Genomic DNA, 14,611 nt, shown 5'->3' on the forward strand with positions numbered 1-14,611 from the left:
CGACGGTCACTTGGGGGTGACCACCTTGTAGTTCTTGGGCACCTGGGCGTCCGGGCGGCGCAGGTACAGGGGTCTCGGCGGCTCCAGCTCCTCGCCGGCGGCCAGCCGTTCGGCGGCGAGCGCGGCCAGGGCCGCGGCCGAGACGTGTTCGGGCGCGCGGGCGTCCGCGAAGACGTCGGGGTACAGGAGGGCGCCCGCGCCGACGGCGGGCAGGGCCGCGACCGACGGGTCGATCTCGGCGGGGCGGTCCACGGCGGGCTCCGACAGCCGTGTGCGGCGGTCGGCGTAGCGGGCCCAGTAGACCTCCTTGCGGCGGGCGTCCGTGGCGACGACGAACGGCCCGTCGACGTCGGCCGCGTACGCGAGCCCGTCGAGCGTGCACACGCCGTGCACGGGCACGCCGAGCGCGACGCCGAACGTGTCGGCGGTCATGAGGCCGACGCGCAGCCCCGTGTACGGGCCGGGGCCGACGCCCACGACGATGCCGGTGACGGCGTCCAGTCCGAGGCCTGCCTCGGTGAGCACCCGGTCGACGGCGGGCAGCAGCAGCTCTCCGTGCCGGCGCGCGTCCACCTGGCTCGACGAGGCGATGACGGACGTGCCGTCGTGCAGGGCGACGGTCACGGCGGGGGTGGCGGTATCCAGAGCGAGCAAGAGCACGCAAACAGCGTACGGCGCCGGAGCCCGGAGCAAGGCCGCCCGGGACTCCCGTCCCTCGGCTGCTACCGTCACAGCAAGGACGTACGAAGGTCGAGAGGTGGGCACACAAGGTGGCTAGGAGCAGCTCGGGAATCGTGGCCGGGCTCACCGTGGCGGCGCTCGCGGCAGTCGGCTTCCTCGCCTTCCAGGCATCCGCGAACGTTCCGGACACCCTGGGCAAGCCGAGCCCGACCGCGACGGCCAAGTCCTCCGCCCCGAAGACGCACAAGGCCGAGAAGAAGGACCCGAACGCGCTGCCGCTCCCGTCCGGCAGCGGTGCGCGGGTCGTCTACTCGCTGGGCGCCGACCGGGTGTGGCTCGTCGGCGGGGGCAACAAGGTGAAGCGCACCTTCGAGGTCACCCCGGGCACGGTCGACCCGGCCGCCGGCAGCTACGCGGTCACCACCCGCGCGGGCGCGGTCACCGGCTCCGACGGTACGCAGATCGAGCACGTCGTCCGGTTCACCCTGGTCAACGGCGTCGCCATCGGCTTCAGCGCCGCGGTGAACGGCTCGACGGACGCGCCGGACCCGGACAAGAAGCTCGGCGGCATCCGTGCCTCGCGCGCCGACGGCAACGCGATGTGGGCGTTCGCCACGGTGGGCGCGAAGGTCGTCGTCGTCCCGTAGTCCCCCGGGCCGGGGCCCTCCCGTCCCGCAGTCCCCGGGCCCTTCCGGCCGCGTACCGGCGTCAGGCGGCGCGGCGCGGGCGCTCGGCTCCGCCGGCGTCCACGGCGGGCGCGAGCGGCGGCCTGGACACCGCCTCGGCCGCGGCGCACGCCGCCAGCAGGTCCCGCATCGACACCCCGGCCACCGCGCGCGGCAGGGCCGGCACGTCGTGTGCTGAAGCCGGCACTGCCGCCGACTCTGATGCCGACATGGACGCCTCCTCGGGCTTCGGGGGCAAGCGTGGTTAGGTAGACCTAACTACGTACTGATGTCCATGTGACCACGGCCGGGACACGGAACGCAATATTTTGCCGACGTCCTGTCGGAACGTTGGCCGAATGTACGAGCGCCGGACGTACGGGCGGGGTCCGGGCCCGGCTCAGGCGGCGAGCGCGGTCAGATCGGCGGCGGCCCAGCGGCGCCCGAGGCCGGTGACCGTCACGTGCCGCACCTCGTCGGTGGTGTCGCCGACGGCCCGGTGGATGACCACGTGCAGCCGGTCGTCGGTCAGCTCCTCGACCTTGCCCTCGCCCCACTCAACGACGATCACGGAGTCGGAGAGCGAGACGTCGAGGTCGAGGTCCTCCATCTCGTCGAGCCCGCCGCCGAGGCGGTAGGCGTCCACGTGCACCAGCGGCGGTCCGTCGCCGAGGGAGGGGTGGACGCGCGCGATGACGAAGGTCGGCGAGGTGACGGCGCCGCGGACGCCCAGCCCCTCGCCGAGTCCACGGGTCAGCGTGGTCTTGCCGGCGCCGAGCTCGCCGTTCAGCATCACGAGGTCGCCCGCGCGCAGCAGCTCGGCCAGTCTGCGGCCCAATTCCTGCATCTGTCCGGGAGAGTTGACGGTGATCTGCGCGCCGACGCCGTCCTGGGCGGGCTCAGCCGGGCTGTGCGCTGCTGCTGGTGCTTCCATAACCGCCCACGGTAGCCCCTGCCGGCACGGCTCCCGCGCGCACCAGGAGGTCGGCGAGGCGGTCCGTGACGACCTCGGGGTGCTCCAGCATGACCAGATGTCCCGCGTCGGGGACGAGGACCAGTTCGGCGTCCGGCAGCAGATCGGCGATGGCCTCGCTGTGCTCGCTCGGGGTCACCAGGTCCTTGACCCCGGCGAGGACGAGGACGGGCAGTTCGGCGAAGCGGGCCAGCGCCGCGGTCTTGTCGTGCTCGGTGAACGCCGGGTAGAACTCGGCGACCACGTCGATCGGCGTGCCCTCGATCATCCGCTCGGCGAAGCGCACGACGGCCGGATCGACGTCCCGGCTCGCGAACGAGTACCGCTTGATGACCCCGGCGAACAGGTCGGCCGTCGCCCGGCGTCCCCGCTCCACCAGGGCCGCCTGCTGCCCGAGCGCCTTGAGCACCCCGGGGAGCACGCGCCGCACGGCGGCGACGCCCGCGACGGGCAGCCCGAAGTTGACCTCGCCGAGCCGCCCCGACGACGTGCCGACCAGGGCGACGCCGACGACCCGGTCGCGGATCAGCTCGGGGAACTGCTCCGCCAGCGCCATGACGGTCATGCCGCCCATGGAGTGGCCGACCAGCACGATCGGGCCCTCGGGCACGGCCGCCTCGATGACGGCCAGCAGATCGCGGCCGAGCTGGTCGATGGTGACCGGCTTGCGGTCCTCCAGCTGGGCCGCACCGCGCCCGGAGCGCCCGTGGCTGCGCTGGTCCCAGTGGACCGTGCGCACGACCCCGCGCAGCGCGGCGCGCTGGAAGTGCCAGGAGTCCTGGTTCAGGCAGTAGCCGTGGCTGAACACGACGGTGACCGGGGCGGGGGCCTTGCGGCCGAACAGCCGGCGCCGGCGCGGGGTGAGCGCGGTCTCCGGCTCGGCCTCGTCGATCTCGTAGTAGAGCTCGGTGCCGTCGTCCGCGTACGCCTTGCCGGGCGTGCCGCGCAGCGTGCCGTACGGTCCCGTCGAGTCGAGGGCCAGGCGCGCCTTCTTGCGCATGCCGCGCCCGACGGTGAGCCGCTCGATCGCGACGCCGGCCGCGGCGCCCGCCGCGACCACGCCTATCGCGGCCCCGGCGACGCCGGCCTTGCGCCAGTTCCCGGCGGAGGAGGCGGCGGCCGAGGCCGCGCTCACGACGGCCTCCGCACTGGTCTCGCTCACGTCCCGCTCCTCTTCGCTCCGGCTCTCGGCTGTCCGCTGTCGGCTCTGGGCTGTGCGCGCGCCGTCCGGGCTCCCGCCCGCCGTGTGCCGCCCGCCGCTGTTCGCTCGCCGGGCCCGCGCGTCTGTTCGGCTAAGGGGTGTTACCCGCCTTGTTCCTCTTTCACCTTCACGTAGACGCGCGGAACGCGGGTTCCGATGCGGGTCACGATCTCGTACGCGATCGTGCCCGCCGCGCGGGCCCAGTCCTCGGCGGTGGGCTCGCCGCCGTCGCCGGGGCCGAACAGCACCGCGGGGGCGCCGGGTTCGGGCTCGTCGCCGCCGAGGTCGACGACGAACTGGTCCATGGCGACCCGGCCCGCGACGGTGCGCCACTTGCCGCCGACCAGGACGGGGCCGGTGCCCGAGGCGTGCCGGGGGACACCGTCCGCGTAGCCGACGGGGACGAGGCCGAGGGTGGTCTCGCCCGGGGTGACGTAGTGATGGCCGTAGCTCACGCCGTGGCCGGCCGGTACGTGCTTGACCAGCGCGAGCGAGGCGCTGAGCGTCATCACCGGGCGCAGGCCGAAGTCGGCGGGGGTGCCGAGCTCGGGGCTCGGCGAGATCCCGTAGACCGCGATCCCGGTCCGTACGAGGTCGAAGTGGCTCTCGGGGAGGGTCAGCGTCGCGGGCGAGTTGGCGATGTGCCGCACCTCGGGGCGCACCCCCTGCTCCTCGGCGTACGCGACCATCTCGCGGAAGAGCGCGAGCTGGGCCTGGATCGAGGGGTGGCCCGGCTCGTCGGCGCAGGCGAAGTGGGACCACAGTCCGGTGACGGTGATCAGGCCGCGCGCCTCGGCGGCGAGGGCCGCGGCCACGAGCTCCGCCCAGTCGGCGGGCTGGCAGCCGGCGCGGCCGAGTCCGGTGTCGGCCTTGAGCTGCACCCTGGCCCGCGTCCCGACGGCCTCGGCGGCCGCCACGGCCTCCCGCAGCGCCCACATCCCGCTGACCGAGACGTCGATGTCGGCCTCGATCGCCTCGGCCCAGGGGCCGCCCGGGGTCCAGAGCCAGCACATGACGCGGCCCGGCAGGCCGGCCGCGCGCAGGGCGAGGGCCTCCTCCGGGGTGGCCGTGCCGAGCCAGGTGGCGCCCGCCTCGCGCGCGGCGCGGGCGCACTGGACCGCGCCGTGGCCGTACGCGTCGGACTTGACCACGGCCATCAGGGCCGCGGTCGGCGCGTGGGCACGCAGCGCCCGTACGTTGGCGCGCACGGCGGCCAGATCGATCTCGGCGCGGGCGCGCAGGGGCGCGGTCCGCGGGTGTGCTGTCTCTGTCATCGCGCCCCAGTCTCTCAGAGGCGCGCGGCGGCGCTCCGGCGCCGGTCCCCGGGACGGGTACGGGGACCGGGCCCGGCGGGCGCCCCGGCCGCTAACGGCGCGGCCTTCGGCCCCACACGTAGACGTGGTCGCCCGTCCTGAGCGCCTTCCAGAGCCCGCGGGCGTCGGCGAGCCGCAGGTTCACGCAGCCCATCGAGCCGCCGACCGTGCGGATGCTGCCGCGGACGGCGTGGAAGGCCTGGCCGCCGCTGAAGAACTGGGCGTACGGCATCGGGCTGTTGTACAGGGTCGACCAGTGGTGGCGGTGTCTCCAGAAGATCCGGAACCAGCCGGTGCGGGTGGGGTGCCTGACCCCGCCGCTGCGCATCGGCACCGGGCCGAACACGACCCGGCCCCGCTGCTGCACCCAGGTGCGCTGGTGGTCGAGGTCCACGCAGGCGACCCGGTACGAGCGGGCCGGGCAGCCGTGGGTGCCCCGGGCGGCGCCGGCGGAGAGCTTCCGCATCCGGGCCCAGGTCGCCGCTCCCGCTTCGCCGGTGGCGGGCTCTACGCCGTGCTTCCGCTGGAACGCGCGGATGGCCCGGCAGTCGGCCGCGGACTGCCTGCCGTCCGCCTTCAACCGCAGCCACCGCTCGACCCGCCGCTGATACACCCCGCCATTCCCGCACTCCGCCGCCACCCGCGCATGCCCACGGCCGCCGGCACCCGCCCTTCCCGGCCCGGCCCCGACACGCCCGTTACCGGCCGGCACCGAGGTGCCCGGCCCGAACCCACCGGGCGCGGCCCCCGGCGACACCCGACCACCGAGCCCGGCCCCGCCGTGCCCGGCCCCGACCTGCCCGAATCCGCCCTGCCCGACCTGCCCGGATCCGCCCTGCCCGACCTGCCCGGCCCCGACCTGCCCGGCCCGCCCGACCTGCCCGGCCCGCCCGGCCTGCCCGGCTTGCGCGGCCCGTCCGGCCCAGGAGGGCACCGCCCCGTCCGGCGAGGACCCGTCCGGTCGGGCTGCGACCGACCCGGAACCGCTCCGCCAGGAAGCCGCCGGTACGGAGTCGGCGCGCCCGGAACCGCCCCGCGAGGACCCGGCGGGAGCATGTCCGCCCCACCCGGGGGTCACCGCTCCGGAGCCACCCCGCCCGGGGACCACGGCTCCGGACCCGTCTCGCCCCGAGCCGGGCAGGACCGGGGCCCGCTCGGCCGTCGGCAGTATCCGGCCGCCGGGGGTGCCGCCCGGCCAGGACAGGCGGGAGCCTCCCGCCGTGCCTGGCCACGGCTCGCCGACGCGCCCGGAGGCGGAGGGCGGCAGCGGTGTCGCCGAGGCGGCCACCGTTCCCATGGGCATGGCCGCCGCCACCGCCAGCAGCAACGCGATCCCCCGGCAGGCACTTCGTCTGTTCATCACGCGAACAGGCATACGCAACCCCGCCCGCCCCCGGCCCGCGCCGCGCGCACAGGGTCCCCCGATCTGTGCAACGCCCCCGTCGTCCGCGTCGAAGCAGGTCAGGCGAGGGCGCCGCACCGAGCAGCCCGCCGCCCGGGCCCACACGACAGCGGCCCGAGTCCCGGACCCACCGGCGTGAACCGGGCAGCGGGCGCCCACCCGGGCCCCGCCACGCCGGGACACGGGCGCGGACCGGGCGACGGTCTCACCGAGCAAGGCAGCCGCCCCGGGGACATGCCCTGCCAGGTCGAGCCCGGGCCCAGCCACGCCGGGACGCAGGGGCAGACCAGCGACGATCGCGCCGAACCGGGCAGCCGTACCCGGGACACGCCCAACCGGGCCGAGCCCAGGCCCCGCCACGCCGGGACGCGGGGCAGACGAGGCGACGGTCTCACCGAGCAAGGCTGCCGCCCCGGGGGGCATGCCCTGCCAGGTCGAGCCCGGGGCCTGCGACTCCGGGACGCAGGGGCAGACCAGCGACGATCGCGCCGAACCGGGCAGCCGAGCCGGGACACGCCCAACCGCGCCGAGCCCGGGGCCTGCGACGCCGGGACACGGGTGCGGACCGGGCAACGGGCGCGCCGAACCGGGCAGCCGCACCCGGGACATGCCCAACCGCGCCCAAACCCGGGCCCTGCCACGCCGGGACGCGGGGCAGAGGAGGCGACGGGCGAGCCAAGCTGGGCAGCCGGCCCAGGGACATGCCCTGCCAGGTCGAGCCCTGGGCCCGTAGGGGTGAGCCGGGCCCCGCCACGCCGGTCAGGCGAGCGTGTCGCGCCAGGCCTCCGGGATGGCATCGGCCACGTCGTGGGCTCCCGCGGGGGCGCCGTCCGCGGCGAAGCGGCCGGCCAGGCCGTGGAGGTACGCGGCCACGCTTCCGGCGTCGAGGGCGGAGAGGCCGGAGGCGAGCAGCGACCCCGCCAGGCCCGACAGCACGTCCCCGCTCCCCGCGGTGGCCAGCCACGCCGTCCCGGTGGCGTTCACCCGTACCGCGCCGCCCGTGGGATCGGCGACCAGCGTCGTCGCCCCCTTGAGCAGGACCGTCGCCCCGTACAGCCCCGCCAGCTCCCGTACGGAGGCCAGCCGGGCCTCCTCGACCGCCTCCCGGGCGACCCCGAGCAGCGCGGCCGCCTCCCCGGCGTGCGGAGTCATGAGCGTGGGCGCGGTGCGGGCCCGTACGGCCCCCCGGTCGGCGAGCCGCAGCCCGTCCGCGTCCACCAGCACCGGTACGTCCGCGTCCAGCACCTCCGCGACCGCCGTGGCGTCCTCCCCGGCGCCGGGCCCCACCACCCAGGCCTGCACCCGGCCCGCCCTGGCCGGACCCTCGCCGGACACCAGCGTCTCGGGGAAGCGCGCGATGACGGCGTCCGCGGCGGGCCCGACGTACCGCACCGCGCCCGCACCCCCGCGCAGCGCCCCGGCGACGGCGAGCACCGCGGCCCCGGGGTAGCGGGCGGACCCGGCGGCGATCCCGACGACCCCGCGCCGGTACTTGTCGCTCTCCGCGCCGGGGAACGGCAGCCGCGCCGCCACATCGGCGTGCTGGAGCGCCTCCAGGTCGGCCGGGTCCGGCAGGTCGAGTCCGATGTCGACGAGGCGTACGGACCCGGCGTACCCGCGCGCCGGATCGACGAGCAGCCCCGGCTTGTGGGTGCCGAAGGTGACGGTGAGGTCCGCGCGGACGGCCGCGCCGAGCACCTCCCCGGTGTCCGCCTCGACCCCGCTCGGCAGGTCGACGGCGACGACGGCCGCCCGGGAGGCGTCGGCGAGTTCGGCCAGCCGCGCCGCCTCGGGCCGCAGACCGCCCTTGCCGCCGATCCCGACGATGCCGTCGACCACGAGGTCGGCCCGCCTCAGGAGCGGTTCGGCGGCGTCGGGCGCGGCCGAGGTGCCTCCGGCGCGCAGCAGGGCCGCCAGTCCTCCCGGATGGGTCCGCCCGGGGGCGAGCAGTACGGCGGTGACCCCGGCCCCGCGCCGGGCGAGGCGTGCCCCGGCGTACAGGGCGTCGCCGCCGTTGTCCCCGCTGCCCACCAGCAGCACGACCCGGCGGCCGTACACCCGGCCCAGCAGGTCCGCGCAGGCGGCGGCGAGTCCCGCGGCCGCCCGCTGCATCAACGCCCCCTCGGGAAGCCGTGCCATCAGCTCCCGCTCGGCGGCCCTCACGGTCTCCACGCAGTACGCAGTACGCATGACGCCGAGTCTCCCGCACCGGCCCGGGCGCTGCGCGCTCCCCGCACGAGGCGGTTCGGAACCGTGCGGCTCCGAACCGTGCGAAAACCCCGCCACGCGAGCTCCGAACCGTACGGCTCCGCACCACGCGGGCTCCGAACCGTACGGGCGGCGCATCACGCGGCCCCGAGCCGGTCCGGGAACCCCCGCCGCGCCCTGACCTGCGAACCGACCTCGTGGTGACTTCCCCGGCTCCCCCGGGGCGCCCGTGCTCCCCGGGGCCCGGCTACCCCTCCGCCACCACCACCGCCGAGGCCACCCCCGCGTCGTGACTGAGCGACACGTGCCAGGAGCTCACGCCCAGTTCGGCGGCGCGGGCCGCCACCGTGCCCTTCACCCGCAGCCGTGGCCGGCCGCTGTCCTCCACATAGACCTCGGCGTCCGTCCAGTACAGCCCGGCCGGGGCGCCGAGCGCCTTGGCCAGGGCCTCCTTCGCCGCGAAGCGCGCGGCGAGCGAGGCGATGCCCCGGCGTTCACCGCTGGGCAGCAGCAACTCGCTCTCCAGGAAGAGGCGTTCGGCCAGCCCGGGCGTCCGCTCCAGTGACGCCCGGAACCGGTCGATCTCGGCCACGTCGATTCCGACCCCGATGATGCTCATGTCGGCACCCTAGAGGGCGGCCCCCGCCGTGGCCTCACACGCCCGCGCCGCTCACTCCACGGTCACGGACTTCGCCAGGTTGCGCGGCTGGTCCACCTCGTTGCCCCGGGCGGTCGCCAGTTCGCAGGCGAACACCTGGAGCGGGACCGTCGACACGAGCGGCTGGAGCAGGGTGGGGGTGGCCGGGATGCGGATCAGGTGGTCGGCGTACGGGACGACCGCCTCGTCGCCCTCCTCCGCGATGACGATCGTGCGGGCGCCCCGGGCCCGGATCTCCTGGATGTTGGAGACGATCTTGTCGTGCAGGACCGAGCGTCCGCGCGGCGACGGGGCGACGACCACGACCGGCATGTCGTCCTCGATCAGCGCGATGGGCCCGTGCTTCAGCTCCCCCGCCGCGAAGCCCTCGGCGTGCATGTACGCCAGTTCCTTGAGCTTCAGGGCGCCCTCCAGGGCGACCGGATAGCCGACGTGCCGCCCGAGGAACAGCACGGTGTCCTTGTCGGCGAGGGAGCGCGCGAGCTCCCGTACGGGCTCCATGGTCTCCAGGACCCGCTCGACCTCGCGGGAGATGCGGGACAGCTCCCGGATGACGGCCTGGATCTCGTCGCCCCACTTCGTGCCGCGGACCTGGCCCAGGTACAGCGCCACCAGGTAGCAGGCCACCAGCTGGGTCAGGAACGCCTTGGTGGAGGCGACGGCGACCTCGGGGCCCGCGTGCGTGTACAGCACCGCGTCGGACTCGCGAGGGATCGTCGAGCCGTTGGTGTTGCAGATCGCCAGCACCCTGGCGCCCTGCTCCCGGGCGTGCCGCAGCGCCATGAGCGTGTCCATGGTCTCGCCTGACTGCGAGATCGCGATGACGAGCGTCTGCCGGTCCAGGATCGGGTCCCGGTAGCGGAACTCGCTGGCCAGCTCCACCTCGCAGGGGATGCGCGTCCAGTGCTCGATGGCGTACTTGGCGATCAGCCCGGCGTGGAAGGCGGTCCCGCAGGCGACGATGACGACCTTGTCGGCCTCGCGCAGCGCCCGTACCGGGATGCGCACCTCGTCGAGGGTCAGCGAGCCGGCCGCGTCGATCCGTCCCAGCAGGGTGTCGGCGACCGCCTTGGGCTGTTCGGCGATCTCCTTCAGCATGAAGTAGTCGTAGCCGCCCTTCTCGGCCGCCGACGCGTCCCAGTCGACGTGGTACGAGCGGACGTCGGCGGGGCTGCCGTCGAACCCGGTGACCCGTACGCCGTCCCGGCGCAGTTCGACCACCTGGTCCTGTCCCAGTTCGATCGCCGACCGGGTGTGGGCGATGAACGCGGCGACGTCCGAGGCGAGGAACGCCTCGCCCTCGCCGACGCCGACCACCAGCGGTGAGTTGCGGCGCGCGCCGACCACCACGTCGGGCTCGTCGGCGTCCACCGCGACCAGGGTGAACGCGCCCTCCAGGCGCCGGCACACCAGCCGCATGGCCTCGGCGAGGTCGGCGCACGAGGAGTACTCCTCGGCGAGCAGGTGAGCGACCACCTCGGTGTCCGTCTCGGAGGCCAGGTCGTGGCCCCGCTCGGCCAGTTCGGCGCGCAGCAGGGCGAAGTTCTCGATGATGCCGTTGTGGACGACGGCGACCCGGCCCGCGTTGTCGAGGTGCGGATGGGCGTTGGTGTCCGTGGGGCCTCCGTGGGTGGCCCAGCGGGTGTGTCCGATGCCCGTCGTCCCGGCCGGCAGCGGCCTGCCGCTCAGCTCCTTCTCCAGGTTGACCAGTTTCCCGGCCTTCTTCGCGACGGCGAGGCCCCCGTCCGCCAGGACGGCGACACCCGCCGAGTCGTATCCCCGGTACTCGAGTCGCTTCAGTCCGGCCATCACCACGTCGAGCGCCGACTGCGACCCCACATAACCCACGATTCCGCACATGGCGGCAGCGTACGGTCCACGGCCGTCCCGAATCAGGCTCACCGTGCCCGATATCGGAAATTTTGACCGCCCTCGGCGCCGCCCGGAGGGCTCCGCCGTTCCCGCGCCTGTCACCCCGCGTGACGCACCCCACCCTCCACCCCGTTCAAACTCCGTTAACAATGGACTGTGATCTCTCCGGTCTCCTCGTCGCCGCGGAGCGCCCACCGGTCCAAGCCGGAGGCGACTCCCTACGTCGACCTCACCCGTGCCGAGTGGAGCGCGCTGCGCGAAAAGACGCCGCTCCCGCTGAACGCCGAGGAGGTCGAGAAGCTGCGCGGTCTGGGCGATGTCATCGACCTCGACGAGGTGCGGGACATCTATCTGCCGCTGTCACGGCTGCTGAACCTGTACATCGGCGCCACGGACGGGCTCAGGGGTGCGCTCAACACCTTCCTGGGCGAGACGGGGTCGCAGTCCGGCACCCCGTTCGTCATAGGCGTCGCGGGTTCCGTGGCCGTCGGCAAGTCCACGGTCGCCCGACTGCTCCAGGCACTGCTCTCCCGCTGGCCCGAGCATCCCCGCGTCGAACTGGTCACCACGGACGGCTTCCTGCTCCCCACCCGGGAACTGGAGGCGCGCGGGCTGATGTCCCGCAAGGGCTTCCCCGAGTCGTACGACCGCCGGGCGCTGACCCGGTTCGTCGCCGACATCAAGGCGGGCAAGGACGAGGTGACGGCGCCCGTCTACTCGCACCTGATCTACGACATCGTGCCCGGCGAGCGGCTCACCGTCCGCCGCCCCGACATCCTCATCGTCGAGGGCCTGAACGTGCTCCAGCCGGCGCTGCCCGGCAAGGACGGGCGCACCCGGGTCGGCCTCGCGGACTACTTCGACTTCAGCGTGTACGTCGACGCCCGTCCCGAGGACATCGAGCGCTGGTACCTGAACCGCTTCCGCAAGCTGCGGGCGACGGCCTTCCAGAAGCCCGACTCGTACTTCCGCAAGTACACCCAGGTCTCCGAGGAGGAGGCCCTGGACTACGCCCGGACGACCTGGCGCACCATCAACAAGCCCAACCTGCTGGAGAACGTGGCCCCCACCCGCGGTCGCGCGACCCTCGTCGTACGCAAGGGCCCGGACCACAAGGTCCAGCGCCTGAGCCTGCGCAAGCTGTAGACCCCGACGGCGCTCCGGCTGCGCCGACTAGTCTGCGGCCATGCTGCACCTGCGCCTGATCACCCCGGCCGACCGGACCGACGACGTCGTACGACTGATCGAGGAGACGGTCGGCACCACGCACCTCGTCGTGCTTCCCGGCGCCGCCCGCAACCCGGTGGGCGACGTCGTCATGTGCGACGTCGCCCGCGAGGCGGGGGACGAACTCATCCGCGGCCTGCGCGAGAAGGACATCGACCGCAGGGGCTCGATCGCGGTCGAGGACATCGACCTGTCCCTGTCCGAGCGCGCCGACCGGGCGGAGGCCGAGGCCCCGGGCGAGGGGGTCGACGCGGTGCTCTGGGAGCACCTGGAGGAGGCCACGCACGAGGAGTCGACGCTGTCGGTCACCTACGTCGCGTTCATCACCATCGCCACGATGATCGCGGCCTGCGGTGTGGTGCTCGACAACGCGGTGCTGATCGTGGGCGCCATGGCCGTGGGGCCGGAGTTCGGCCCGCTGGCCGGACTGTGCACGGCGATCGTGCAGCGGGGGCGGCGTCTGGCCCTGCGCTCCCTGACGGCGCTGCTGGCCGGCTTCGCGATCGCCATGGCCGTGACGGTGCTCTTCAGCCTGTTCATGGACGCTGTGGGCCTGTTCAGCGAGGCGCAGTTGGAGGGCGCTCGCCCCAACACGGGGTTCGTCTACGCCCCGGACTGGTTCTCCTTCGTCGTCGCGGTGCTCGCCGGCGCGGCCGGCATGCTGTCGCTGACATCGGCCAAGTCGGGGGCCCTGGTCGGTGTCGCGATCTCCGTGACGACGGTTCCGGCAGCCGCCAACGCCGCGGTGGCCCTGAGCTACGGCGACATGGGCCAGACCTGGGGCTCCACCAAGCAGCTGCTGTTCAACCTGCTCGGCATCGTGGTCGCCGGCACGCTCACGCTGATGGCCCAGAAGCGGTTCTGGGCGCTGCGGCGCGGGCGCCGGGACCTGGTGCCGGACCCGGCCAGGTGAGAAGACGCCCCGAGCGCGGAACGCGCACAGCCGTGAGGCCCGGCACCCGGAGGTGCCGGGCCTCACGGCTCGGGCGGTACTAGCCGAGTGCCGACTTCACGGCGTCGGCGAGGCGGGCGGCCACCGAGCGGGCGTGGTCGATGTCGGCGGCCTCGACCATGACGCGGACCAGCGGCTCGGTGCCGGAGGGGCGCAGCAGCACCCGTCCCGTGGTGCCGAGTTCCTGCTCCGCGTCGGCGACGGCGGCGGCCAGCTCGGAGGAGGTGTTCACCCGGGTGCGGTCCACGTCGGGGACGTTGATGAGGACCTGCGGCAGCCGCTCCATGACCGAGGCGAGGTCCCGGAGCGTCCGGCCGGTCTGGCTGACGCGGGCCGCCAGCAGCAGGCCGGTGAGCGTGCCGTCGCCGGTGGTGGCGTGGTCGAGGATGATGACGTGCCCGGACTGCTCGCCGCCGAGGGCGAAGTCGTGCCGCTTCATCTCCTCCAGGACGTAGCGGTCGCCGACCGCCGTCTGGACGAGGGCGAGACCCTCGCGCTCCATGGCGAGCTTGAAGCCCAGGTTGGACATGACGGTGGCGACAACGGTGTCGGAGCGCAGGACGGACCGCTCCCGCATCGCGAGCGCGAGGACGGCCAGGATCTGGTCGCCGTCGATCTCCTCGCCGGTGTGGTCCACCGCGAGGCAGCGGTCGGCGTCGCCGTCGTGCGCGATGCCGAGGTCGGCGCCGTGCTCGACGACGGCGGCCTTGAGGAGGCCCAGGTGGGTGGAGCCGCAGCCGTCGTTGATGTTGAGCCCGTCGGGCTCCGCGCCGATGGTGACGATCTCGGCACCGGCCTGCCGGAAGGCCTCGGGCGAGACGTGGGCGGCGGCGCCGTGCGCCTCGTCGAGGACGACCTTCAGACCGTCGAGGCGGTTCGGGAGGACACCGATGAGGTGGGCGACGTACTGGTCGAAGCCCTGGTCATAGGTGTTCACGCGGCCGACGCCGGAGCCGGTGGGGCGGTCCCAGGGAGCGCCGGTGCGGTGCTCCTCGTAGACGCGCTCGATCCGGTCCTCCAGCTCGTCGGCGAGCTTGTGCCCTCCGCGCGCGAAGAACTTGATGCCGTTGTCGGGCATGGCGTTGTGGCTGGCGGAGAGCATCACACCGAGGTCGGCGCCGAGCGACCCGGTGAGGTACGCCACCGCGGGGGTGGGCAGCACGCCGACCCGAAGGACGTCCACTCCGGCGCTGGCGAGGCCGGCGACCACGGCGGCCTCCAGGAACTCCCCGGACGCGCGCGGATCCCGCCCGACCACCGCGACGGGCCGGTGGCCTTCGAACGTGCCCGCCTCGGCGAGTACGTGCGCCGCCGCAACGGAGAGCCCGAGCGCGAGCTCGGCCGTCAGATCCGCGTTGGCGACACCACGCACGCCGTCCGTGCCGAAGAGTCGTCCCACTTGTCCTCCTGAGAAAGCTGCAGAGTACGGAAGTCCCCCGCAGGATACGGAGTCATCCGA

The 14,611-nt window shown here is 74.3% G+C and carries 13 protein-coding genes; 3 read left to right on the forward strand and 10 right to left on the reverse strand.

Going from position 1 to position 14,611, the window contains the following annotated elements; translation table 11 throughout:
* Positions 1-6: 6 nt before the first annotated feature.
* Positions 7-660, reverse strand: a complete 654-nt coding sequence (tsaB, locus tag IO36_RS37135; RefSeq protein WP_037626927.1) for a tRNA (adenosine(37)-N6)-threonylcarbamoyltransferase complex dimerization subunit type 1 TsaB — start codon at positions 658-660, stop codon at positions 7-9.
* 110 nt (positions 661-770) lie between these two features.
* On the opposite strand from tsaB, the gene IO36_RS37140 reads away from it, so the two are divergent.
* Positions 771-1,328 (forward strand): hypothetical protein, encoded by a 558-nt coding sequence (locus tag IO36_RS37140; protein WP_078943681.1) that lies wholly within the window; start codon positions 771-773, stop codon positions 1,326-1,328.
* A 61-nt stretch (positions 1,329-1,389) separates the two neighbouring features.
* On the opposite strand, the gene IO36_RS37145 is transcribed toward IO36_RS37140, so the two are convergent.
* The 8 genes from IO36_RS37145 to glmS all read right to left on the reverse strand — a co-directional run bounded on the left by IO36_RS37145 (position 1,390) and on the right by glmS (position 10,961).
* Complete coding sequence (locus tag IO36_RS37145) at positions 1,390-1,578, reverse strand: hypothetical protein (protein WP_037626932.1); 189 nt, start codon at positions 1,576-1,578, stop codon at positions 1,390-1,392.
* A gap of 168 nt (positions 1,579-1,746) precedes the next feature.
* Positions 1,747-2,280 carry a tRNA (adenosine(37)-N6)-threonylcarbamoyltransferase complex ATPase subunit type 1 TsaE gene (gene tsaE / locus IO36_RS37150; RefSeq protein ID WP_037626934.1) on the reverse strand — a complete coding sequence of 178 codons (534 nt, stop codon included), beginning with the start codon at positions 2,278-2,280 and terminating at the stop codon, positions 1,747-1,749.
* On the reverse strand, positions 2,246-3,481 hold the full coding sequence (locus tag IO36_RS37155; protein ID WP_037626935.1) for an alpha/beta fold hydrolase: 1,236 nt from the start codon (positions 3,479-3,481) through the stop codon (positions 2,246-2,248). The genes tsaE and IO36_RS37155 overlap by 35 nt, the downstream gene beginning before the upstream one ends.
* 140 nt (positions 3,482-3,621) lie before the next feature.
* Positions 3,622-4,794 (reverse strand): alanine racemase, encoded by a 1,173-nt coding sequence (gene alr / locus IO36_RS37160; protein WP_037626937.1) that lies wholly within the window; start codon positions 4,792-4,794, stop codon positions 3,622-3,624.
* 91 nt (positions 4,795-4,885) lie between these two features.
* Positions 4,886-5,446 carry a L,D-transpeptidase family protein gene (locus IO36_RS46505; RefSeq protein ID WP_051901227.1) on the reverse strand — a complete coding sequence of 187 codons (561 nt, stop codon included), beginning with the start codon at positions 5,444-5,446 and terminating at the stop codon, positions 4,886-4,888.
* A gap of 1,548 nt (positions 5,447-6,994) precedes the next feature.
* Positions 6,995-8,425: an NAD(P)H-hydrate dehydratase gene (locus IO36_RS37170; RefSeq protein WP_107065894.1), complete on the reverse strand. Its 1,431-nt coding sequence runs from the start codon at positions 8,423-8,425 to the stop codon at positions 6,995-6,997.
* Between the two features lie 265 nt (positions 8,426-8,690).
* A complete protein-coding gene (locus IO36_RS37175) occupies positions 8,691-9,062 on the reverse strand; it encodes a holo-ACP synthase (protein WP_037626940.1) in 372 nt (123 codons plus the stop codon).
* A 51-nt stretch (positions 9,063-9,113) separates the two neighbouring features.
* Complete coding sequence (gene glmS / locus IO36_RS37180) at positions 9,114-10,961, reverse strand: glutamine--fructose-6-phosphate transaminase (isomerizing) (RefSeq protein WP_037626943.1); 1,848 nt, start codon at positions 10,959-10,961, stop codon at positions 9,114-9,116.
* A 168-nt stretch (positions 10,962-11,129) separates the two neighbouring features.
* Here glmS and coaA point away from each other — a divergent pair, with 168 nt between their 5' ends.
* Positions 11,130-12,119: a type I pantothenate kinase gene (coaA, locus tag IO36_RS37185; RefSeq protein ID WP_037626945.1), complete on the forward strand. Its 990-nt coding sequence runs from the start codon at positions 11,130-11,132 to the stop codon at positions 12,117-12,119.
* A gap of 40 nt (positions 12,120-12,159) precedes the next feature.
* Positions 12,160-13,113 (forward strand): DUF389 domain-containing protein, encoded by a 954-nt coding sequence (locus IO36_RS37190; protein ID WP_037626947.1) that lies wholly within the window; start codon positions 12,160-12,162, stop codon positions 13,111-13,113.
* A 79-nt stretch (positions 13,114-13,192) separates the two neighbouring features.
* Here IO36_RS37190 and glmM read toward each other — a convergent pair whose 3' ends face one another.
* A complete protein-coding gene (glmM, locus tag IO36_RS37195) occupies positions 13,193-14,551 on the reverse strand; it encodes a phosphoglucosamine mutase (protein ID WP_037626950.1) in 1,359 nt (452 codons plus the stop codon).
* Positions 14,552-14,611: the final 60 nt, after the last annotated feature.

It is taken from the genome of Streptomyces aureus (assembly GCF_000725495.1).
GTDB lineage: Bacteria > Actinomycetota > Actinomycetes > Streptomycetales > Streptomycetaceae > Streptomyces > Streptomyces aureus_B.

Coding starts and splice junctions, on each gene's coding strand:
- tsaE (WP_037626934.1), bottom strand. CDS start 2,280: ATGGAAGCACCAGCAGCAGCGCACAGCCCGGCTGAGCCCGCCCAGGAC.
- IO36_RS37145 (WP_037626932.1), bottom strand. CDS start 1,578: ATGTCGGCATCAGAGTCGGCGGCAGTGCCGGCTTCAGCACACGACGTG.
- IO36_RS37175 (WP_037626940.1), bottom strand. CDS start 9,062: ATGAGCATCATCGGGGTCGGAATCGACGTGGCCGAGATCGACCGGTTC.
- IO36_RS37190 (WP_037626947.1), top strand. CDS start 12,160: ATGCTGCACCTGCGCCTGATCACCCCGGCCGACCGGACCGACGACGTC.
- alr (WP_037626937.1), bottom strand. CDS start 4,794: ATGACAGAGACAGCACACCCGCGGACCGCGCCCCTGCGCGCCCGCGCC.
- glmS (WP_037626943.1), bottom strand. CDS start 10,961: ATGTGCGGAATCGTGGGTTATGTGGGGTCGCAGTCGGCGCTCGACGTG.
- IO36_RS37170 (WP_107065894.1), bottom strand. CDS start 8,425: ATGCGTACTGCGTACTGCGTGGAGACCGTGAGGGCCGCCGAGCGGGAG.